Origin of the sequence: Providencia sp. NPDC089933, from assembly GCF_049545585.1 — a bacterium.
In the GTDB taxonomy this organism is placed as follows: Bacteria; Pseudomonadota; Gammaproteobacteria; order Enterobacterales; family Enterobacteriaceae; genus Providencia; species Providencia huashanensis.
The window spans coordinates 317,054-340,829 of sequence record NZ_JBMWDT010000002.1 but is presented as its reverse complement, the minus strand read 5'-3'; the positions used below and the strand labels follow the sequence as shown (position 1 = coordinate 340,829).

The window sequence follows — 23,776 nt, the reverse complement described above, 5'->3', positions numbered from 1 at the left end:
TGAAGAGGAATCGATCATATTAAAGCTTATTCCTCTAATCATTTGAAAGCTAATTAGCGGTTGATACGCTCGTCCCCTCTAATAAACGGTTCATAAACGGTAGAGGGTCCCAACGGTTGCGTAGGTGGGCTGACATATTCGTTGCCTCAAAAGTACTTTCGTATTCAAAACGTGACTCAGCATAAAGCTGAATAAGCTTATCTACCGTTTTCTCAGCTTGCCCATTCCATTCGTCCCCATCACACTTACGGAACTTTATATCTGTTACATCTGTCATCGACATTAAATGGTTACTATGATAAATCTCCACTTTTCGACCAGTATATGATCCATAGACACTGAGTGTTTTTGATGAATCTATTTGCTGTACCATCACTGGGGTCACATAAAAATTAACCAAAACAACCTGATTACGACCAGCCAAATCCTCAATCTTCACTGTTGTATTGCTTTCATAACCATTAACAAGATAAGTATCATTACCTAACCCACCAGACAAGGTGTCGTTACCCGCAACGGAGATCAATAAATCTTTATCAACTCCCCCGGCGAGAATATCATTACCTTGACCACCAAAGAGGACGTTATTGCCCCCTAAAGTCACTATCCTATTATCTCCTTTACCCCCCTGAATTATCCGACCATGCCCAGTATGGTCCAAAACAACTAAGTTTCCTTCCTTAGTCTTAATTGACCAATGAGTTCGAGCATAATTTGGGTTTAAAATAGTTGGGCCATTAGTAGGTACATGTAATGACTCTAATAAAGCATCTGGCGTTCCATTTAGTAAATGAGTTAATGTATCTGCTAGTTTCCAATGACCTTTTTGCCCTGTTTTTTCAGCGATGGAATAACTATCTGCAAAGTATTTAGCTAAAGGCTCCATCCCATCTTTTGTTAATTCCTGCAACTTATGCGGCAATTTAGGGTACATGTAGACCTGACATACAGCGTCTTTATTTTCTTGTAGAGATGGCTGTTTTATTTTAATAATTTTGCCTGATTTTGATATATAAATGCGATAAAGAGCACCATTATCCACACCTTCAGTAATGTTTTCACAGTCAAAATTCAGTAAATGAATATTATTTTTCCCTTCAAGATCCTCGATATAAACAACCCCTCTATATCGACAATCAATTAAATAGTTATCATCGCCCTCCTTACCCATTAAAGTGTCGTAACCAAAATCAGAGAGTAATAAATCGTCCCCATCTCCGCCCGAGAGAAAATTCATTCCTGAACCAGCATACAGCACATTATTACCTGAAACGGCTGCTATCGTATCATCACCGTCCCCACCAATCAGCACACGACTAAACCCACTATGATCAAGAATAATATCATTTCCTGCTTGGCCGTTTATCAGTAATTTTTTACCAAGGTACCCCATTGGAATATTAATGGTATCATCGCCATCGGTGCTGTTTGCAATGGGATTTGAAGGGGCAATGACACTATTTTCACTCTTCAGGTCGATACAAAACATATTACTGTACTTATCTTGAATAAGTACCGCATTATTCATACCCCCATCGAAATTCTGAAAACGAAAGCTCAGTGTTGTCTTTTCGAACCTATCTTTGAGCAAAAGCTTTTGCCCATTCATTTGTAGTTGGTAGCCATTTACCGTAGGTAATAAAATAATAACCTTATCTTGATCTGTAAAATGGCCTTTGACATTAGCAAAATCAAATACAATATCTTCATTGTTATCGTCAAGTTTATTTATTTGATAACTATCTTGGCCCAATGTGACTTTTATATGGCTCCCCGATGCTATATGGGAGAGGATATTGTTTTTTTCACTTCCAGTATAAGTTAAATTCTTAGCTTTACCTATTGATACTAACCTTCCCCATTTAGGTGAGTGATATACTCGTGTTTTATTAACTTCAATCTCATCTTTACTTTCATCAATATAAACACTTTTTTCACCTGAATATAGCGTTTTATCATTATTTTGAACATATAACACATTGAATAGTTTTCCACGTATAGTATGTTCAGGATTATTTTCTTTTGGGAGGTCAACTAATTGACTAATTAAGGCAAAACCATCGTTAGTATTTAAGTTATAACTATGATTGCGTTTACGAACCCCATCTATATCACGATATACATTATTTAATTTTATGGTGACTTCACTCTTAACCTTATCAAATACATATTTATCTGTCTTATAATCATCAACCTGTATTTTAAGGTAAAGGTCGTTACCCTTGATATACATATCCTTAATTTCATTTAATGAGTATTCAAGATCAACCCAACTCACTGACTCGCTATTCTCTTCAATAATAACATTAGCTTGAAATCCTTTATTTCCCCCCTGATAAATAGGGTTGATATAATGTTCTTTTTCAACTCGGAATGCTTTTTTATTATATGACATTTTTGTTTTATAAAGATCATCTACATGAGAAGCCCATTCGAACCGTTTAATAAAGTAACTATCAATCCCACTGCCACCAATGGCTTTCCCTTTTGTTAGCGCTAATCGGTCATCTCCACCATATCCATATAGCGTATCTTCCCCTAACCCGCCATTGATATTATTATTTTCATCATCGCCATGGATAATATCATTAGTATTATCAATAAGAGTAATATTTTCAATATTTTTAGCATCAACAACATCAATAAATTGATGTTGATATTTAAATTTAGATTTAGACTCCTCGCTGCAGAAATACGCAACCTTATTTATCCTTAAATCGATATAAACATGATAGCCATTAGGCAAATTATCAATAAATAAAGTGTCGCTTCCTGATTGGCCATCTAGAAACTTCGTTACTTTGCCATCATTTGACTCCAATGATGTTAAACTATTATCCCTTAAGTAAAAATAATCTGACTTTGATCCTGTAGCAAAATACTTTTCACCCGATAACACCTGAAGAGCATACATTCTGTCGTCTCTTCCAATAAGATAATCAACACCATTTGCGAGATTAAAACTACTCCCCTTAGTCTCATCAATATCTATAATATTCGCAATTATACCAGGTTTATTCTCAATATATTCATTGGTGTTGTCTGCATATTTACGGATAGTGAATTTTTTTTGCGCAGCAACCTCGGTTTGTTTAGAATAAAAACTTAATTGTTCATAATCCGAAGCTGTAAGCTGCTTTTCTATACTCTGTGTTAAATTACTTTTTTGAATTCCATGTTTTTCTAAAAACTTATCAAATAATGGGTTTTTATAGTTTGTGTTAAAACAATAGCCCTCATTAGACGCTACTGTCCCAGTACGGACAACATCAGTAACCTCCTTGAGAACTTTGCTAAATACAACTCTATCTTCTTGCCCAGTAACTCTTTTCACCCTCCCATCGGCTTGCAAAGAATAATTTTTAATTAAAAAATCAGCTTCACTGAAAGTAAATGAAGGGGCTCCACGTTTGGTATAACGATAAACATAATCCGAAAAACTTAAACGTACCCCCCACCACATACCACCAAAATAATTATTATTAGTATCTACAAGATAATAACGTTCTTCTGATTTATAAGTCGGCTTTTCAATTATACTCAAGTGATGATCAAAACCTGCTGGGACAAACCTTTTTTCAAACAGGTCTATATCCATCTCTACATCTAATTTTTTAAATGCTTTTATGTAATGCACAATCGCCATTTCTTGCTGGCTACGCAGGGTAGGTTCAAAACCAAATGCACCACGAAGCCCTTCTTCCAGTTCCCTATCCCAGCTAATATCAATTACCTCTTTGATATTTTCAACTGCGCGGGCACCTTGATATACCAAACCAGAAACCAGTAAAACGCCCCCAACAACAAGGCCCACTACGGGAATAGTAGAAGAGCCAATTATGACACCAATAACGGTGATGCCATTTAACACACAACTGGCAATAGAAAAAGTCGCATTAACAATCAAATCTTGCCGCTGTTTTGGATCTGAAACACGGTCAAGTTTAGATAAACTGTCATACGCTTGGTAAGCGTCAAACCCCATTCCGACTAAATTAAATATAATCACTGTTCCCGCTGCAATTCTGCCACGGATTAACGATGTTGCCCCCCCTTTACTAGCTATATTTAATAAAATAGGTTGTACAATCATGTCTCCATAATTAGCAATTGCTGAACCACAAATAAGGTAAAATTGTTTTTCTAACTCAGCACATTCCTCATCCGTTAAATCAGGGTTATCTAATTTTTTCAAGATTAAATGTATACTAATTAATGTTTGTACTGCACCAACTCCACCCATTACTTGGCCAAACCGATTACCTATTTGTTGAAAACGCGGTAACTTAGTTCCTAACGCTCTTAAGTTCTCAATCATCTCCGGTGTCAATTTAGACACATTAGGGTCGATGTTTCTTGCAATATACTTCAACTGCTTTTTCAATACCGCGCTGTCTCGAAAACCAGCGTTATTATCTGTGATAGGAATATGATCTACATCGCCTAATTGCTGATGAAGAATCCTGAGCAAAACAAGGTCCGATTCATTTCCATCAACTAATGTTAATTCAGCCGCAAGCTTTTCGGGATGAAATCGCACTTTTTTCTGCCAACCATTTTTTTTTGTATGATCTGCAGTAATAAGTTGACCATCAATAGTCACCCCTAAGTTTTGTAACCTTGCCAAGGCAATTTTTTCACCATTAAAATTCACCCAACTGTTTTTATCAGCAATAGCGACAGAATTAATAAGTGCAGTTACGTTCTTTCTATACTGCTCATAATCATGAGGTATACGCTTGATACTGTTATCATCAAGTGCAATAAATTGCATATCTGCCGAATAAAACTTACCATTTTTATCACTTCCCTCTCCAAAGCCTGCCTGTTGGCCCCGAGTTATAGTCTCTCCATTAAGTAAACTTACATTTTCGTTAAAATAACTATTGACTTGCTTAGCAAATAATTTTGCTGCTAAAGAACGTTGTTCATTACGAATACAGAGTTGTAAACCATTAGGATCAAGTAAACGGTATTCATGAATGTTACCGCGGGTCGTATATTGAATAGTATATGTTGTGTTCTTACCTTGAAGGAATAAAAGTGAATGCCCCCGAGAATGGTAAGAATTATTATTGGCTGATAATACATATTTAATAGGCTGCCTAGCATGTTTCTCTCCCTTATTATCAAACCCATCTACAATATTATTTGAATAGCGCTTTATTTCATTAAGTAACTCGGTTTCCCCCTCGGTTAGGGCTCCATTATAACGTTTCTGTTCTAGCTTAATTTGCCACTCAATAAGATTTCTCGCCGAGTTTTCATCCCCTAACTGAGACTCAACGGTATAAATTAACCCCATCTTTCGGTCAAAACCTGCTGCATCTCCTTTACGTCTTAACCTATCATAGTTAATCATATTCACTTGGCTATCAGCAGACCACTTACGCATCTGATTACACAGTTCATTATATTGCTGTAACCGCTGATGACGCTCAACTTGATGTTTATGTAATGCCTCTGCAAATGAAGTTCCTTTTAATGGAGCGTTTTCCCCTTCAAAATTATCCTGGTTAAGCCTTAAAAATGAATTAAGGTCATCGGACATTAATGAAAATGCATTTACATCTTTAGCTAACGCAGTGACTTTGCCACGATCAAAATCATTAATGGCAGGAAATATCGCTTTCAATTGTAAACATGATTTTTCGCTTAAATGATGTAATACAGATGGGTCATCCTGTATCGCATGCAAAATAGTAAGTGTATCTTTAGCTTGCTGTTGTAAATCCGTAGACAGACGAGCCTCAAATAAATTGTCCCAGTGAGCTTTATTTTCAGTTGTATCATTGCTCAGGTAATGGTTAACTTTTGGGGCTATTAATGGATCATATAGTGCTATTTTCAGCTTATCTGCACTAAATTGGCCGTACGCATCGTCAAAGTAACTCACTAAATAAGGGTGTTCTGCCAAACGAACATGCTCCAAACTGATATCTTTTGACGCTATTTTCTCTATTAAAGATTGAACTTGTTGATGATGTTTTGTATCTAAATAGTTTTTTACCGTTGGTGTCTCTTGGTGCATTACCCCCACTAGTTGCTCGGCAGCAGTCCCCTTTCGCTGATCAAGCTCTATAAATAAGCTACTCGTAATTTTTATTTTTTGTTTATTTATAGCGTGGAGCGACATACTCTCCTCTGCTGTAAATGGATATTTTTCCTTTACCTCCGTAAGAACCGAGAACAAGCCATCGATTGGTTTATTCTTTACCCCATCATTAGCGATAATAACCCACTTTACTGCTTTACCGCTTTCTAGTAGTGAAAGAATATTATTTTCCCCGTATTCTACCGCCCAGATTTTATTATCTGTGTCCGCTTGCAAAATTAGTGTGTTTTCTGGGTTTTTACCTGCTAACCGCTCTGCTTGCACCTTTCCCTTTAGATCCTCAGTAGCGCGCACAATAATAGAAAATGTTGAGGTGTCCTTCTGCAAATGAGATTGTAAATGTGCTTGATGCGCTATACTATCTCGATTAACCGTAGGCCATATAGGTGTTGATTTAATCCCTAAGTCATTTAATTTTTTAGTGAAGTGTGAATGAAAATCGCTAGGTAACTCCTGATTATGCTGTTTTAATTCATCAACAAAAAGTTGATAAGCTTGAGGGTTATAGATTATTTTTTTTATTAGAGAAAAATCTAAATCTTTGAATGATGAAAGCCTAAATATTTTCATTGGGTCTGGTTCAACATAGTTATTTAATTGCGATAGTTTTAATTCTCCTCGACGTAGCTCATTAATAAAATATAATGTACTAGATTTTCCATTTATTTTTACTTGCCCTGTATTAAGATCATATTGATATATAAATTTATAACCCTTAGTACTATTTCTAATGGAATTACGTTCCCCCTCCACAACCATTTTATGCCCATAATTATAATTGGTTATACTTCGATTATATGCAACTATTGGCATATTCATCTTATTATTAGCAAATAGATTTGTAGCCTTTAATGCAAAGTTTTCATATATTCCTCCCCTACCTAAATTGCACCCCATTAGTACTAGTTTATCGGGGACCGTATTTTTCAATACTTTCTTTTTCAAATAGACCATCGCATCTGTATATTTCTTTGCACTCCTTTCTGCATATAAGGTAGGTTCTCCATCATCAAAATAAGAACCATGCCCAATGGTTATCCAGCGTACTTTCCCTGTAGTTATTTTTTTTAGAGAGCCATATAATACCTTATGTTTTCGACTACCTAAATCGTATTGAATCACTGTACTATTGTCGGGGTGTTTTGAGAGAGCTTTAGCTACCACATCCGCTGAAACTTTATCCCCTTGTAATTGAATAATAACGTTATGGTCATATGCTGTAGGGTTTGCCTGTTTATTATTCCTAGATTCAATGTTAATTGCCGTTAATTTATGATACACCTTAATAGGGTCACACCAGGTATTAATTGAGTGCGCCTTTGAAGCCAAGTCACCAGCTAGAGACGCATGATGGCTACCATTAAAATTATTTTCATGTATATCAGAAAAGTCATTATCTAATCCAACAACCGCTTTTCCGAATACGCCTTCCATATACCTACGCCTATTAACAATTAGCGCCTTATCTACTTTGTTATCCGTTGAGCCTTGCTCATGATTATCTGAACTCGGTATTATTTTATCTGAGATTTGTTCGTTGTTATCTGAGTTTGGTATTATTTTATCTGAGGTTTGTTCGCTGTTATCTGAGTTTGGTATTATTCTATCTGAGGTTTGTTCACTGTTATCTGAGTTTGGTATTATTCTATCTGAGGTTTGTTCACTGTTATCTGAGTTTGGTATTATTCTATCTGAAGTTTGTTCACTGTTATCTGAGTTTGGTATTATTCTATCTGAGGTTTGTTCACTGTTATCTAAATTCTGATCTATCTTATCATTAAATATTGAGATGCTTTTTTTTCTTTTAATCTCACCATGGTTTACAATATACCCTTCCGATTTTTTTCTTTTAGGTTCAAATAACCTACCGTTCTCACCTTCGCTCCATTTTCTATTTAATGGTGCTCGATAGCCTTGATTAATTAATAACTGCTGAAAATTAGACAACTGTTCGACATCATTAATAATGATGGCACCATGAGGGTTCATCTCAAAATAAGTATCAATAGGTTGAGTTGTTCCCGACAACTTATTTTTCCCTTTTAAACTCTCAGGTAAAAAGAAGGTAATAGGGAAGTTATCCTTCATCACACTCACGGGGTTTGCATCATCAGAACCATGATGAACTAATTCAAAGCCCTCAGTTCTCCCTAGCTCTCTATTAAGCTGCCTATTAACCTCTTTTATTCTATTATTGATAATGCCATTTTCTTTCCCTTCTTTCTTATTATATTCTGCCTCATTATTATACAGTCTCTTTTGAGCTGGCGTTAACTCCTCATAATTTACACTCGCTTTCCATTCTTGCCAATCAGGCATTTCCGTAACTTTAACATAATGCTCTAACTCTGAAATTGGGAAGATAATGCTAAAAATATCATAATCAGCCGTCATTGCCTTACCCGTTTTAGGATCACCTATCACAAGAAAAGGTTTAATTTCATTATTTTCTTGATAAGAAACCTGCCAAATATTACCTTTTCCTGAAGGGCTTTTTTTTAATAAAAAGGTATGTTCTTCCCCATCAATAGTTGAGCTAGTTTTCTTGTAATCCCCATCATCTGTATCAATTAGTGGCGTGATGGTTTTATAGTTAATTAATTCATTAATCCGTTCCGAACTAATTTCAAGGGGAACCGCTATTGCATGCTTTTTATCAATAGACTGTTGCACATAGTCATTATATTTGCTTTGCTCATCTCGACCCGATTTCTTAGAGAACTGCTGCAAAACTGGAATAAAACCACTGTGTGGGCCCCAGTCAGAACTTTTACCTTTAATTGTTAATCCCTTACTACTGTATATGCCTGATTCGATTAAACTAGCCGATTTATGGTCAACAGGCCGAATACCAATGGTAATATTATATTTATCCGCAACTTTATTAATCGCTTTTTGGTGGTTTTCTGGGACCCCCGTAGCTATGGTTGGTTGGTCACCCATACGTGGAATAAGGTGCAAATTGACACTTTTATAATCTCTATCACCCTCTTGTTGAGGTGGTGAAAAAGCATTTATATCAAATTGTTTACTTACTAAGTAAACTTGATAATCATCTTGGCTAATAAATTTATCACTATTAATTTTTGATAATGCATTTACATTATCCTCAATTATTTTAGTAAGCTCACCGCTATTTAAAATATCAGTATAAATGAATGATGTCTTTCCGTTCAGTGTAACCTTTAGTTTAGCTATTTGATTTTTTTGATTAAATTCCACATAGGTTAATTTACATTTTTGATCACTACTAATGTATGCCAATTTTCTTTTTACTAATAGCGTATTTTCCGTAATTAGTTTATCTCGATTATTTAATTCCTTCAGTTGAAATGGCCTTCCGATACTGTCACTAGGGTTAAATGAAAATGTTCTAATTTTATAATCATTATTCTTAACCTTACTAAACCTATATTTATCTGCATTAATTTTTACAAATGTATCGATATAAGAAATAAAACTGTCTTTTTTGTTAAATGTCATGACTCCAGTATCAGGATCAAAGAATTTATATGTCCACACCTTTGTTTTTTGATCATAAATTATGGATATCGCCATTGCATGGCTAGCTGAACAAAACTTAATTAACAGTGGTTGATTGCTTGTATTTATATGTGAGTAGATTTTTTCTTTAAAGCGACTCAATGTGGTTTCATTAGCTAAGTGTGTCGTAAAGTTCTTACTATCAACTACCTGAACACCTTTACCATTCCTATTGTCTTCTAACTCTAAATAATTATCTCTTTGAATAACCTCTGATATTGTATTAATGAATATTTTGGCATCATCAGTAGTAAAACTCGATGCTAGATTTTTCCCCCCAATGCTAAGTTTATCTTTTAGCTTTATAAAAAGCTCATCTGATGCGATATCTTTCCCTGCCTTTGTTTTGAAGAAATCACTATCAGCATCAGCCAAAAGCGCATCTGTATAAATTTTAATTTTTAATTTTTGTAACTCTGCCAAATAATTATAATAATTAGCCTCTCTACCATACATACTTTTGCTAACAGCATAATTTGTATTGACAATATCATTAATATATTTAACAAAACTACGTCTATTAATCTCTTCATATTTAAAGTTATAAATATAATTATAATGACGTACTGATTTTATATATGAAAGCTGTTTTTTAATTACATCTGATACATGCTCATTAAATAATGATTTAGCATGTAACTTCAAGGCATCATTTCTAGCTTTATCTAACGGGGGTAAATTCTCATCATTTGAATTTATAATAGAATAAAGTTCATTTAATTGCTCGATATATTTACCACCTTGATTATTCATGCTGTAAACTAAAAACTCATCCGTTAGCCCATAGCCATACCCTGAGAAACTAGAATGAGATATACCATTATTATTTATTAACTTAATAAACAAATCATGATTTTCAGTATCATTAACATAGTCATATAATACATATTGATTAAAATTCACATCTGTATTTTCTACTTTCATAATAATTCCCTTTAATTAATAATTAATGTATGTTATTGAAATTAATATTTAAATTAACAAAGTAATTTATTAATAACCATATCAATATGAAACATTCGGATAAAATGTTTCGGATAGTAAAAAATTAACATAGGGTAATTATCAATGATAATTAACTATAAAAAACATACCCAATTCTTAGGGTATGTTTTTAAATTAGGAAGGAATGACTATTTTTGTTAATTACCAAACAGGTAATTCATCTTGTAAGAAAGGGTTGGTTTTGCGTTCAAAACCTAAATTAGACATTGGCCCATGCCCCGGTATAAACTGGTAATCGTCACCTAAAGGCAGTACTTTAGTTTTAATTGATGAGATTAAATCTTGGTGATTACCACGAGGGAAATCACTGCGACCTACCCCACCCTTAAATAACACATCACCCATTGAAATTAGCTTATCATTGTGATTCACAAAAATAATATGACCGGGTGTATGCCCTGGGCAATGCAACACATCAAATGAAATGCCACCACAAGTGACTGTATCCCCTTCTTCTAGCCAATAGTCAGGCGTAAAATCAGGACATTCCCCTATATAAAACATGGCATTTTGCTCAGCAAGATTTTCAATCCAAAACGCGTCTTCTTTTTGTGGCCCATAAATAGGCACAGAGAAATGTTTGGAAAGTATCGCTGAAGCACCGATATGGTCAGAATGACCGTGGGTAAGCAGAATTTTAGTTAACTTTAGCCCTCGACTTTCAATGGCAGAAATAATTTTTTCTGCCTCACCGCCGGGGTCAACCACAACCGCTTCTAACGTATTTTCATCCCAAATAACCTGACAGTTTTGCATAAATGGTGTTACTGGGATAATAGTATATTTCATCGGGCAATTACTCCGTAATCTGTGTCACCTATGCACAGATTACCACGTTCTTGCTGGCCCTGTATCAATATGTATAAAATTGCTTCTAGGATAATAACCAACACCACCCGCTTTCATTTTCAGCGCGGCTTTACGAATGTTACTTAACTGTAAACCTTCGATATGGAAATCCATCGCTTGCCCGCGAGTATGGTAACTTTTCTTCGCGACTCCCGAACTTTTACTACGCAATTTATTATTCGTTTCTAAAGAGCGATAACCCGAAATAAGTTGAACTGGTTTGTTAGTTCCCATCATCATTTGTAATAAATAAATTTGGTCAAATAATTTAGGATCAATGGTTTTGACTTTATCGCAGCGGTAATCACGGAAAAAATGATTTAAACGTGCAAGTTCAGATTTGTTATAACGTTGACCGTCAAAAAATTCTGTTTTTAAAGACTCCCCCGTATTAATATTTTGAAAGCGTAAAATACGTGGGCGTGGGGTGGTCATTGCAGCAAAGACATGGCTTGGTAATAAACTAAGGCCGACTGTAGCAGCCCCAATTCCCAGCCATTTTCTGCGGGATTGGTCAATAATATCCATAGGTGATAGCTCAGACTCTAATAATTTCAGTAATAATCGATAAAATTTTGACAACCTATTGAGTCTAGCAAAACATTCTTAATTTTAATGTATATTTATGTAAAGATATGCATACTTTAAGGGAATTTGGTTGCTATATTCGTCAAAAATAGCGCTTTGTCACTAAATTCACATGTAATAAGCGAATTACTACGCTTACTTTGCTGCCTTGGTTGATATGAATCGCGATCAGCTCTCTATTATTTACTGCATGATAATAATTAAATGCCTAAAAGCAACGGACCTAATAAGAAATTATGGGAGTTAAACAGAAATACTCGCAAAAAAGGGGGAAATCCCCCTTTCATATTTAAGCTAACATGATGATTAATGCAAAATCTTTTTCAACATTGGCAAATAGTTATCTGCATTATTAATGCTGTTATCATATTGATATATATCCGCTCGATATTGTGGTTGCTGGTCTTTATCAACCCAAGCGGTTTGATAATAAAGAAATACTGGGATCCTATCCGGTATATTCACATAACGGGTCGAACCTTCCTTAAGTGCACCATCAATGCGCTTCCTTTCCCAGCCCGCATCACCTAATAAAATACTTGCAAGCTCACTAGCTTTATTAACTCGTACACACCCAGAACTTATTGCGCGTGCGTTGCGATTAAATAGACTATGATTCGGTGTATCATGCAAATAAATTGCATCAGAACTTGGCATGTTAAATTTATAGCGCCCTAATGAATTAGTAGGGCCAGGAGCTTGACGAATTCGATAAGGGAAATTGGCAGGCGTAATATTTTCCCAATCAATGGCATACGGGTCGATTTCATAGGAATCTGCGCCCCACCCCGAATAAACAGTATACCCTTTACGGCTAAAATAACTTGGATCTTGCTTTCCTCTCGGGGCAATATCTTTACGTGCCATGCTAGTCGGTACACTCCAAGGAGGGTTAATCACCACATTATTCAGTGCACTGCTCATGATCGGTGTTTTTCGATCAGCACGTCCAACAATCACTTTTGAGTCTAAAATAACCTCATCATTCAAATAAAAATCTAAGGAATAGCCTGGTATATTGACTAAAATCCCAGTTCCTTGACTTGCTGGAATAATACGCAACCGCTGAATATTTAATGCCATTAATCCTGCTTTTTGCTTTGGCTTCATATTCAGCCAAACACGCGTACCTTTACCGACAACACCATCCGCTTCTAAGCCATACTGTAATTGGAATTTTTTTACCGCATCAACAAGGTCTTGGCTATACACTTTTGATGCCTTACTTATTGGTGTCTCAGCTGTTTTTGCTGGTTCACTGGTTTGTTCAACCGCTTGCTCAGCAACTTGCGCCATCGTTTCAGGGGCTTCAACTTCGCTGCTCTCCATTACTGTTTCACCTTCCAGTAACCCTTCACGTTGCAGAATTTGGCGCAAAATAACCACGTCATCATTTGATTGACCTGGTTTTAATGTTTTAGTCCCCACGATTTCCAAGTCATCTTCAGGCATCGCCAATAACTTCAGCATTTCTTTGCGCATTGGCAAATACATTGGATGGTTAGGGGCTTGCGATTTCACCCAATCACTTAAGCGATTACCTGAAACTGCATCTAACCATGGTTTCATTTGTGCAGAAGTCGGGGCAATAATTTTATAGGGGCGGCTACTATATAACCAATATTGCCCACTGGCTTCAACCGAAGATAAATAGTGTAAATATCCCAACATTGCATCGGACAAAATAACGTCACGACCAAGTTCATTTAATTGGTTATTTTCCAGTATCGCGAGCCACTCGGCAAATTGAGGTTGTACCCCCGCGAGTGCTAATTCGGCCAACTGTTGTTGGAATTGACTAATTGCTGTTTCATCTTGCCACAATAGCTGCATTTGCCGCTCAGCATATAATTTAGCTAATTGTGAAGCAAAAACAGGTTTCACCCCCGAAGGAAGCGAGACTGTTATTTTAGCCAAACTTTCTGCTGGTGTAACTGCCGCGGTAGCTTGTACTTCCTCGACACTTTGCTGCATATTTTCTTCATTTGAAAACGCAGGTATGTGTAATGCCATTAACCCACATATTACTGAGACTTGCAGAGCTTTCACACTTCTCTTTGCCATACATCCACCTTAAGTTACAACATGGATAACAATAGTTTTTATTATTAACGATTTTATTATAGTAAATTCTGGATACTCAAAGTATTCACACATTATACATGGTTAACAGTGCAGCATATCAACTTAAGCATCATTAAGTCAGTATGAACAATATAGGCAGGAATGTTATAGGAAAAAACTAATTCTGTGTTTATTTCTTCTGATTATCAATAAACGTAAGGTAACGATATAAACGGCTAAAACAAATAAAAACCAAGTGTGTTACCGCTTTTTATGCCCCATATGAGTATTTATTCAATTAAAGAATAAAAGGCAAAAAAACATAACATATGCTTTTTTGCCTTAAGTTAGATTAAAAGTGTAACCATGAGGGGGTTAACTAATGATTCCTGTTACCATTCAAAGTTAACAGCGGCATTATAAGTCACGCCTTTAAAGTCATCAGTATTTGTTGCTACACCCGCTTTTACTGCCACACTTTCATCAATACGATAACCTGAACCTAGTGCAAGAGCTGTATTAGATTCATAGCCACCTAACGCCATAGATAGGTTAAAGTGCCCAACATTATAAGGTTGGAATAACCCTGATAAAGCAGCTTGCGAAGCCAACCCACGCTTTAATTCGTTATCTAATGAATCAACACGCTTATCTAACGATGTGACTCTGCTATCTAGCTGATTTAATCTATTATCAACATTTTTATTGATCTGAGATTGGCGGTTATTAACAGCTATTTGGCTATTGTTGAAAGCCATTTGGTTTTTATTAAAAACAGTTTGTTTATTATTGGTTAATTTTTGGTCACTATTAACTTTAGCTTGGTTTTGGTTAATAACATCTTGCTTATCATTAACGACTTTTTGATTTTCATTTACTAATTTTTGGTCGCTATTAACTTTAGCTTGATTTTGGTTAATAACGTCTTGTTTATCATTAAAGACTTTTTGGTTTTCATTTACTACTTTTTGTTCTTTATTAATATTAGCTTGCTCAACGTTAGTTATTGCTTGCTTAGAATTAATATCTGCTTGGATTTGATTTAAAACCCCCTGATTTTGGTTGATCAGGGTTTGGTTTTCATTAATCTCTTTCTGATGCTTATTATATCCATCTTGCTTAGCATTAAATACATCTTGCTTAGCATTATATGCATCTTGTTTAGCTTTATGATCCTGCAAATCTGCATTAACGTTATTTACATTGTTAGCAAGAATATTTTGATTTTCTGATGTTAGTGCTGTACTTGCATGTCCATTATCGCTGCCAATATTGTTATTCCAACCGGCCCAGCTAACATCCGCAACAGATACGTTACTCATCATGGTTGCAGAAACCATAACGGCTAATAAGGTTAATTTATTCATTTTTTGTATTCCAAATTTATTGATTAGTGTTAATTGGCCATCAGAATACAAGCTAACTCCATTACAGAGTATTTCATTTTACATCATTTTTTATATCTAATTAATATGCGCAATAAGGTACACCCTTAATTATCTCTTTCCCATCCAACTTTCTTTTATACAAAATTATTAATAATTAATGCGCTAAAGAATAAAAATACAATGAACTGACTAACCTTGGCACTCAGGTTACATTTTTATGTTGTTTAACATTAAGAAAAACCAAAACAAACAAATAAATCAACCAATTAAAACACCAATTTAGAGTTTTTGTGAGACTCCATCAGCATAAATAAGAAATAAACAGATAAAAAATTTCCAATCCGTTGTAAAACTGCCAAATACCCCTATATAGAAACAGTTAATTATCCTTATCCATAATTAGTTATTATATCGATATAACTATAAGTATTTTTCATGCAAAGTTTTACCTAAATTAAATTCATTACGAGAGTTAGTTATACTTCATTAATTTTTGTTACATTCTATATGCGTTAATCGTAAAAATATACTTTCCCTAAGCAGTTTCTCTCGCTATCACTATTAAGCTACCCATTAAAATACTGTGCTTTTATGTTTAAAACACAGATATCCCTTCAGTTAGAAGAAGGGATATCAAATACAAAAAAGCCGATACTTATTACTAAGTATCGGCTTTAAATGCATTTAAGTTATCTATTACTACAAGGCCGGTTCTTGAACACTAGCACTGTCTTGGCCAAAACCTTTTAAGCCAACCACATGCACATGCTCATGGTTGCCTATCACCTTACGAACTAGCTTATAAGTTGTCCCTTTCTCAGGGCTTATATTCTCTGGTGCTGCAATTATTAACTGCATTTCTAACCTATCACACAATTCGAATAGGGTTGCTATCGATTTAGCATCTAATCGAGCGGCTTCATCTAAGAATAATAGACGACAAGGAATAATATCTTTTGCACGTAAACGACGGGATTCTTCTTCCCAGCTTTGTACCACCATCACCAGAATTGACATCCCTGTACCAATAGCTTCACCCGTTGATAGCGCACCACTCTCTGCTTTCAGCCAGCCATCTGAGCCACGGTTAACCTCAACATCTAGCTCTAAATAATTACGATAATCGAGTAATTCCTCACCAATGGTTTGCGGTAAACGCTGGCCAACATCCACTTGTGGGTTAAGGCGTTGATACAGTTTTGCCATCGCTTCAGAGAATGTCAGGCGCTGGCTAGTAAATAAGTCTTGATGCATTTCACTTTCTTCAGACAGGACACTGAGTAACAGCGCATGGCTTTCACGAATATTTACATTAAGACGAACGCCTTTCACTTGGCCAAACGCAACAGCTTGTAACCCTTGGTTTAACATGCGGATACGATTTTGTTCGCGTTGGATTGTTTTGCGAATAATATTCGCCACACTTTTCGAGCTAATCGCTAATTTTTGTTCACGAGCGGTTAATTCTTCCGTTAAACGACCCAACTCAATTTCCATTTGCTCAATCGCATCAATCGGGTCATCCGTACGAATAATATCTTGGCGAATTCGTTCGCGTAAGTGTTGATACACTGCAATAAAGAACTTAATTTTGCGTTCTGGGTATTTTGGATCTTCAGATAAACGTAGCACATCACGTAAATGTTCGTTATCTGCCACCGCAAGGCGTAGCGCCCCTAATGCTTTATCCGACATAGAGCGTAAACTGTCACCATCAGTATAAGCAAGTTCACGGCGGTGCAAACGGCGCTCAACACCATTGTCTTTCACCAAACGCATTACAGCACACCAACCTGCTTTCGCAGAAACCACTTGTTCACGTAATAGATAATAATCTTTTTCTAACTTACGTAGGCGTTTTTGTAAGTTATCCATTTCAGCTTCACATAAGGTTAGCTGTTTTTCTAACTGATTAATACGGCTACGGTTCTCCATCACTCGTTGGTGTAATTCATCACGACGAATGCGTGCACGCTCTTGTGCGTCAGGGTCAGCTTTTACACCAATCTCCTGCATTTCGGCTTCTAGCTCTTTCAGCATTTCTTGCTTAGTTTCAAAAGAGCTACGTAACGAAGCCAATACTTGATGGTATTGCGCACTCTGCGATTGCTGCTGACGTAGTTGCTCACGGGCTCGAGCTCGCTCGGTTTCTGCCTGTTCCAAACGCTGACGCAATTTTTCATTCAAATCACTATTTTCACTAACCATCCCCGTAGAGTCACTGTAACTAAAGTGAGCCCGACGTTGAACCACTTCAACCAATGCAAAAGCCTGCTGTTTTGCATTCTGTTGAGTGTGCTTCGCGAGTTCGTAATCTTTGCGTAGCTGGTCATGTTGCTCAGGGTCACTGAGTAATACCGTTACAATCGGCTCTAATTTTTCTAATGTACTTCCATGTTTATTGAGGAAATGCGCCGCTTCTTCAGCTTCTGATAGTTCCTCATTGATTTCTTCAACCCTATCCACCAGCGTTTCATCAAGTAACAAGCCCATCTGCGGTAACAAACGGTTAAGTGCCGTTAAACTTTCTTTTCCTTGAGCAAATTGTTGGCGCTGTTGTTGGGTTTGTTCTTCAAATTGCGCTAAAGCTCTTTCTAGTTCTGTTCGTTTTTGATTAAGTGTACGGATTTCAGCTTCTGGGTCTGCCTCGAAAGCGACAGAAATGTGCTGACCGATAAAACGACTGAATGCTTGATGTGAACGTTGAATTTTTTGTACATCAAATGACAATGTCGCATAGCGTTCAGCGAGCTCATCACGCTCAGCTGATAATGACTCTAAATGGCTTTCACGCGCTGCTCGCCCAAATAAAGGAAGCTCAGGATAACGCGAATAACGCCACTGCCGCTCAGAAGAGCGAACTAATACGGCTTGTTCAAATTCTTGGGCATCAAAAACGCTATCATCAAAGGAAGAAGGGTCCCCTTCGATAAAATACACATCATCAGGGCAGTCTTGTAAAGTTTCTAACTGGCTACGAACAGCTGATAAATCCTGTACGACAATACCGTGACGAGCAGGACCATATAATGCTGAGAAATAAGCCGCATCTTCAATAGTAATGTCATCATAAATTTCAGACAGTAATACCCCGTTGAAACGTTCCGCCAATGCAAGCATCCGGCTATCTTCTGCACCACTTGGCTGACTTAAACGCTCTATTTGCTTCTCAAGGTCGCGCCGCTGCGCTGCAATCTCATCGCGCTCAACCGTGATTTCCCTTTCTTGTTCAAGCAACTGCTGCATAAATTCAGTTACAGCAGTACTCGATGCAAAAACTTCACCTGATTGTTCATTCAATTGAGTTAATGCTTCTTGAGCAATGATCCATGCAGGTGCTTTAGAAGATAACTGTTGGATACGCTGGCGAATTTGTTCCAATTCTTGGCGCATTTGCATGCGCCTTTCGCCACTTTCGTTTACACCAACACTTAATTCTTCTTGTTGCGCTTCTAACTCAGCCATTAACGCATCAAGTTCATCAGGCTCATAGCTTTGACCGTGGCGTTTACAAAACTCTGCCAACATACGCTCTGCATTCTGCTGGCTATTTAGGCGTTGTTGTAATTCAGAGAGTTGCATGCGTAACGGTTGTACACGTTCAGCTAAATGCTGTTGTGATGACCAATCCCGTAATAGAGCACGTGCTTGTTGGTATGCATCACTGCGACTTACCTCACCTACCATATTTTTAACTAATTGATAGGCTTGCTCAAATTGGCTATGTGCTGCATCAGCAACACTCATTTTTTGTTCAAGGGCCAATAACGACTCTGTCGCTTGCTGTTCCCGAGCCTCAAATGTATCTAACCATTCATCTGCATTATCAATTGATAATTCAGGAAGCTGACACAAATCACGAGCTCGAGTTAATGCATGTAACGCTTGTTGGTATTGGATAGCACGAGTTTGCTGTACATCTAATGCTTGTTGGTAGTCCGCTAATTGGTTTTTTAGCTCATCAACCTCTATCTCAGCGGCTTGGGCACGAGCTTCATATTCGTCTTGTGTTTCTGTTGCTTCTGCAACAACTTCGCTTTGCTCTTCAAGGCGATAAGTCAGCTCTTCAATATCAGCTTGATAACGGTCTATTTTTTCTTGCTGACGCAGCGCTGCTTGCACTAAATTCAAATGGTCATTGGCCGCTTGGTAATCAGCTTCCAATTCTGTTGAAGCGCTATTTTGCTCATTTAGTTCGCGTGCCATTTCTACACTACGAACTTGCTCTATACGCAGTTGTTTACGACTAGCGAATAACTCATTACGTGCAGCTAAAGCGGCATCTAAATGGATACGCCTTTCATTGGAATGACGCATATAATCCGCTGATACATAATCCGTTGCTTGGCTAATTAAATGTTTAAACAAGTCGCGGTCAGATTGTGTAACGCGAATGGCTTCCAACGTTAAGCGGTTTTCACGCAATGCAGCTTCCATATCTTGGAAGGCTTTACGAACGCCACCATTTTCAGGCAATAAGTAATCACGCAATGAACGCGTAATCGCGCTGGAAATCCCACCGTATAATGACGCTTCAATAAGCCGATAATATTTGCTTCGATCACTTGCTGAGCGTAAACGTTTTGGCAAGACACCTAATTCAAATAGAACCGAATGGTAATCTGTAATTGAGTTAAATTGCTTGAACAAAATCCCTTCTTGCTCTTCAAGGCGTTCTTTTAACTCATTCAGTGGGATCACTTTGGCTTGGCGACCATCAATCACTTCTGTCAATATTTCAGTCGGAACCGTTGCCAATGGAATGCCTTGCACCATGAAAGGCTTAATATCAACTTTTTTATCACGCCCAGCAACTTGCTGTAAGCGCACACCCACCATGACGCGCTGATGTTTAGAGTTTAAAACATCTAAAATGGCATAGCAGACTCCAGGACGTAATTTCCCATGTAACCCTTTGTCCCGTGACCCTGAGGTAGCACCGGCTTCAGTGGTATTACGGAAGTGGAGTAAGGTTAAATCTGGGATCATGGCAGTAATAAAAGCAGCCATCGTTGTCGATTTACCCGCACCATTACCACCAGATAAAGTGGTGACTAACTCGTCAAGGTCAAAAGTACGAGCAAAAAAACCGTTCCAATTCACCAGCGTCAGTGAGCGAAATTTTCCGCGTTCAATCATTATTCTTCATCCTCATCACTTTCTGCCGGTTCTTGACTATCTTCGACATTCTCTTCTTCACTGTCTTTTAGTGAGAGTTCACCTTCGAGAGAGATAGCTTCGCCATCACGGATCATACGTAACTGAGCGTCTTGCGGGTTATCACCACTGCGTACATCTGCACCAAAACGGAACACAGATTCACTAATAATAAATTTACTCGGGTCATTTTGCAGAAAATGCACCATCCCTAAACGACGTAGACGGTTTAATGATGTTCTTAATTTTTCCTGCAATTTTTGTTTATCAAGGTCAGAACCCGTAGAACGCTGATTAACAAATTTAAGCAGTTTATTTTCATCCGCTAAAGAGAGTAATTCTTCAAAAAGCTCTTGAGAGGTAAAGATACCTTGATTACTTAAACGCTCAGGGCTGAGGTAGAGATAACACAGAATTTTGCCAACCATCATATCCAATTCAGATAGGACTGAGCGTGGGATCAACGTGGTCGAACGCGGGCGTAAATAGAAAAACCCTTCAGGTGCACGAATTAGCTCAACATTATACCGTGAGTAAAATTGCTCCAATGCTTCCTGAAAATCCATCAAAAATGCGTGGTTATCAAGGTCATCAATACTAATATGCCGACCTGAACGCAATTGGCTGTCTAGCTCTGGGAAAATAGGGTTAGCTAATGCTTGAGCCAGTTTTACTGGCATAAATTGTTCAATATTTGTCGATGACATGTGCCTGTACCTTGGCTCCGTAATCATTAATAGCTTGCCATTCTGCCGGTAACCCCGCCAAATCAGCCTCTGCAATGCCTAGTCTTACCGCCTGATCAATAATAATTCGAGCGACATCAAAATGACGTTTTTGTGGATATTGCTGCAAGTACCCCTGTAATACACGACCAACGTCTAATGGACGCTGCTCTGTTTTATAGATGGCAAGTTCCACTTCCATTAACTCGGCTAGTTTATCATTGAGCTCACTAAACTCTTCAAATTCAAGCTCGGGAGGCAATTCACCCGTTACCTCTTCATCATGTAATGTGAGCTCTTCATCTCGCATATCGAATAACCGGTCTGCGTTGGTATAAGTAAGAGCCCAAGGGCTATCGAGATAATGTTGAACGGACTGACGTAACCGTTGTGAAAAGATCCTGTTTTTATCCATATCTATCGCTGTACGGATAAATTTATGGACGTGACGGTCATAGCCTATCCATAAATCGATAGATTGCTGCCCCCAACTGACGATACGGTCTAATTTATTTTGTAAGTCAAAAACCAGTCTATCCACCATTTCAGAAAAAGCAGGTGCATTCATATTCGCTTCTTGAATACGCAATAAATTGGCTTGTAGTTTATCCCCTGCGGCTTCTAACGTGTCTTGCAGCTCACGCAAAGTACCGGATGTTTCTGATAATAATTGCTCACAGTTTGCGATGGCCGCCTGCCAATCTTGGTTTAACAAGGCAGCAATATCTTCTTTAACGGTATTTTGCTGCTCATCCATGATACGTTGGGATAAATCGATGCTATCAAAAATTTCAGCGACTGAATATTTTAATGGAGCAAAAACATAACGATGCCAATAAAATTCATCACCGCCTTCTTCTGCTGCTTCAGCCGCTCTTTGCAGCTCACTGGCAACTATCGAAAGCTGCATGGAAAGTCTTAATGTGGAAAATTCTCGCTGGCGTATATAATAATCGCTGATGCCAATCCCCAATGGGGTCAGACGATAAATGGAATTGCCTTCAACAATATCACTGGCGAAACGGTTAAATATTTTTTGGCGCACCATATCATTGATGGCATTATTTGCCCTCACCGCCAAAGATTCCGTTGTCTGTTCAAAACCTTTGCAAACTTCACGAAAGGCGTCAACCAGTTCCCCTTCACTCATTTCGCCATTCACTCTTTCACTGTTTAATACTGCCACCGCCAGCAAAAATGCCAAACGCTCAGCAGGGAGTGAAATCGCAAAATCATTTTTTCGTGCCCAAGACACAAGTTCAGGGACGGTCTGGGAAAAATCACTCATAAATCGTCCTTTTGTATTTGTTTGCGTGCCATGACATGAATATAACGCCCCATACTAAGATAGGGTTCTTCACGACAATATTGTTGCTCTAACGCTAACAATGCAGGAAAATCTTTTTGCTGTAATTGCCTACTTTGCAGATAGTCATGGAAAACTCTGACGCCACTTTTAGCTAAGATGCCCATACCACACCCCCTTAACCACTCATCAACTTGCTGAGGAAATAAAGGTTTCTGTGGCGATAACGAGCGTTTACGACGCCGCTGAATATGCGGGGTTGCCAAATGAAAGTTCCCCAAAATCGCATTACGCATGACTAAGCCATTTGCATTATAGAACATGACAGAAAATACGCCTTCTGGTCTGATTATATCTGCCAGTTGTTCAATTGCATATTTTTGATCGCTAATCCATTCAAGAACAGCATGGAATAAAACAAGGTCAACGGGCTCATTAATATGTTGGGAAATATCTTGCACCGCACAGTGAACAAAGCGAATGTTATCGCTAATCCCTTGTTCTTTTGCAAGCTCACTGGCTCGTTCCAACATTTCTTCGGATAAATCGCAAAGTATAACTTGATGGCCCATAGCAGCAAGTTTACGTGAAAAATGCCCTTCACCTCCACCTGCATCAAGTATTTTTAAGGTTTTCCCCTTAAATTGGCTATCTAATATATGCGTTAAATCTTGCCAAACCACCGCTTCACGTATTTTTCCTTTTGTCGTGCCGTAGATATTTTTTGCAAATTTATCGACAATATCATCAAAGTTGCGGTCTGCCATGTGCTATCCGGTTGCCTATCATTGTTCATTAACTAAGTTTTATGGGCCAATTAGTCGCAAAAACCGCCAATGTAGTCTATTTTCATCTTGAACTTAATGAAATTAAGCTAAATTGAGAATACTATCACTGAGTATTGTGCTTATCACACCAGATGTGGGCGACAATTGAAACATGAATTATAACAGATAATAGCGATATTTTTGCATTGTACTTTATTTTGCTCAGTGAATTTCATTTTGACATCATTGAAGGCGATTTTCGCTATTTT

At 37.5% G+C, this 23,776-nt stretch carries 9 protein-coding genes; all 9 read right to left on the bottom strand.

Features of this window, described 5'->3' with window-relative positions:
- Positions 1–49: 49 nt before the first annotated feature.
- Complete coding sequence (locus ACPEH5_RS05230) at positions 50–10,582, bottom strand: anthrax toxin-like adenylyl cyclase domain-containing protein (protein WP_423727024.1); 10,533 nt, start codon at positions 10,580–10,582, stop codon at positions 50–52.
- Between the two features lie 222 nt (positions 10,583–10,804).
- Positions 10,805–11,452, bottom strand: a complete 648-nt coding sequence (locus ACPEH5_RS05225) for an MBL fold metallo-hydrolase (RefSeq protein WP_071547892.1) — start codon at positions 11,450–11,452, stop codon at positions 10,805–10,807.
- A 39-nt stretch (positions 11,453–11,491) separates the two neighbouring features.
- On the bottom strand, positions 11,492–12,040 hold the full coding sequence (locus ACPEH5_RS05220) for a YcbK family protein (protein WP_042846461.1): 549 nt from the start codon (positions 12,038–12,040) through the stop codon (positions 11,492–11,494).
- Between the two features lie 366 nt (positions 12,041–12,406).
- A complete protein-coding gene (gene ldtD, locus ACPEH5_RS05215; RefSeq protein ID WP_166686781.1) occupies positions 12,407–14,164 on the bottom strand; it encodes a L,D-transpeptidase in 1,758 nt (585 codons plus the stop codon).
- A gap of 392 nt (positions 14,165–14,556) precedes the next feature.
- A complete protein-coding gene (locus tag ACPEH5_RS05210) occupies positions 14,557–15,531 on the bottom strand; it encodes a YadA C-terminal domain-containing protein (RefSeq protein WP_208292479.1) in 975 nt (324 codons plus the stop codon).
- Between the two features lie 720 nt (positions 15,532–16,251).
- Positions 16,252–20,691 carry a chromosome partition protein MukB gene (mukB, locus tag ACPEH5_RS05205; RefSeq protein WP_166686782.1) on the bottom strand — a complete coding sequence of 1,480 codons (4,440 nt, stop codon included), beginning with the start codon at positions 20,689–20,691 and terminating at the stop codon, positions 16,252–16,254.
- A complete protein-coding gene (gene mukE, locus ACPEH5_RS05200) occupies positions 20,691–21,416 on the bottom strand; it encodes a chromosome partition protein MukE (protein WP_042846466.1) in 726 nt (241 codons plus the stop codon). Before mukE ends, mukB begins: the two co-directional genes overlap by 1 nt.
- Entirely contained in the window at positions 21,397–22,722 is a 1,326-nt protein-coding gene (mukF, locus tag ACPEH5_RS05195; protein WP_281110652.1) for a chromosome partition protein MukF, read from the bottom strand. Before mukF ends, mukE begins: the two co-directional genes overlap by 20 nt.
- Positions 22,719–23,507, bottom strand: a complete 789-nt coding sequence (gene cmoM / locus ACPEH5_RS05190) for a tRNA uridine 5-oxyacetic acid(34) methyltransferase CmoM (protein ID WP_048606597.1) — start codon at positions 23,505–23,507, stop codon at positions 22,719–22,721. Before cmoM ends, mukF begins: the two co-directional genes overlap by 4 nt.
- Between the last annotated feature and the right edge of the window lie 269 nt (positions 23,508–23,776).

Coding starts and splice junctions, on each gene's coding strand:
- ACPEH5_RS05230 (WP_423727024.1), bottom strand. CDS start 10,582: ATGAAAGTAGAAAATACAGATGTGAATTTTAATCAATATGTATTATAT.
- ACPEH5_RS05225 (WP_071547892.1), bottom strand. CDS start 11,452: ATGAAATATACTATTATCCCAGTAACACCATTTATGCAAAACTGTCAG.
- ACPEH5_RS05220 (WP_042846461.1), bottom strand. CDS start 12,040: ATGGATATTATTGACCAATCCCGCAGAAAATGGCTGGGAATTGGGGCT.
- ldtD (WP_166686781.1), bottom strand. CDS start 14,164: ATGGCAAAGAGAAGTGTGAAAGCTCTGCAAGTCTCAGTAATATGTGGG.
- ACPEH5_RS05210 (WP_208292479.1), bottom strand. CDS start 15,531: ATGAATAAATTAACCTTATTAGCCGTTATGGTTTCTGCAACCATGATG.
- mukB (WP_166686782.1), bottom strand. CDS start 20,691: ATGATTGAACGCGGAAAATTTCGCTCACTGACGCTGGTGAATTGGAAC.
- mukE (WP_042846466.1), bottom strand. CDS start 21,416: ATGTCATCGACAAATATTGAACAATTTATGCCAGTAAAACTGGCTCAA.
- mukF (WP_281110652.1), bottom strand. CDS start 22,722: ATGAGTGATTTTTCCCAGACCGTCCCTGAACTTGTGTCTTGGGCACGA.
- cmoM (WP_048606597.1), bottom strand. CDS start 23,507: ATGGCAGACCGCAACTTTGATGATATTGTCGATAAATTTGCAAAAAAT.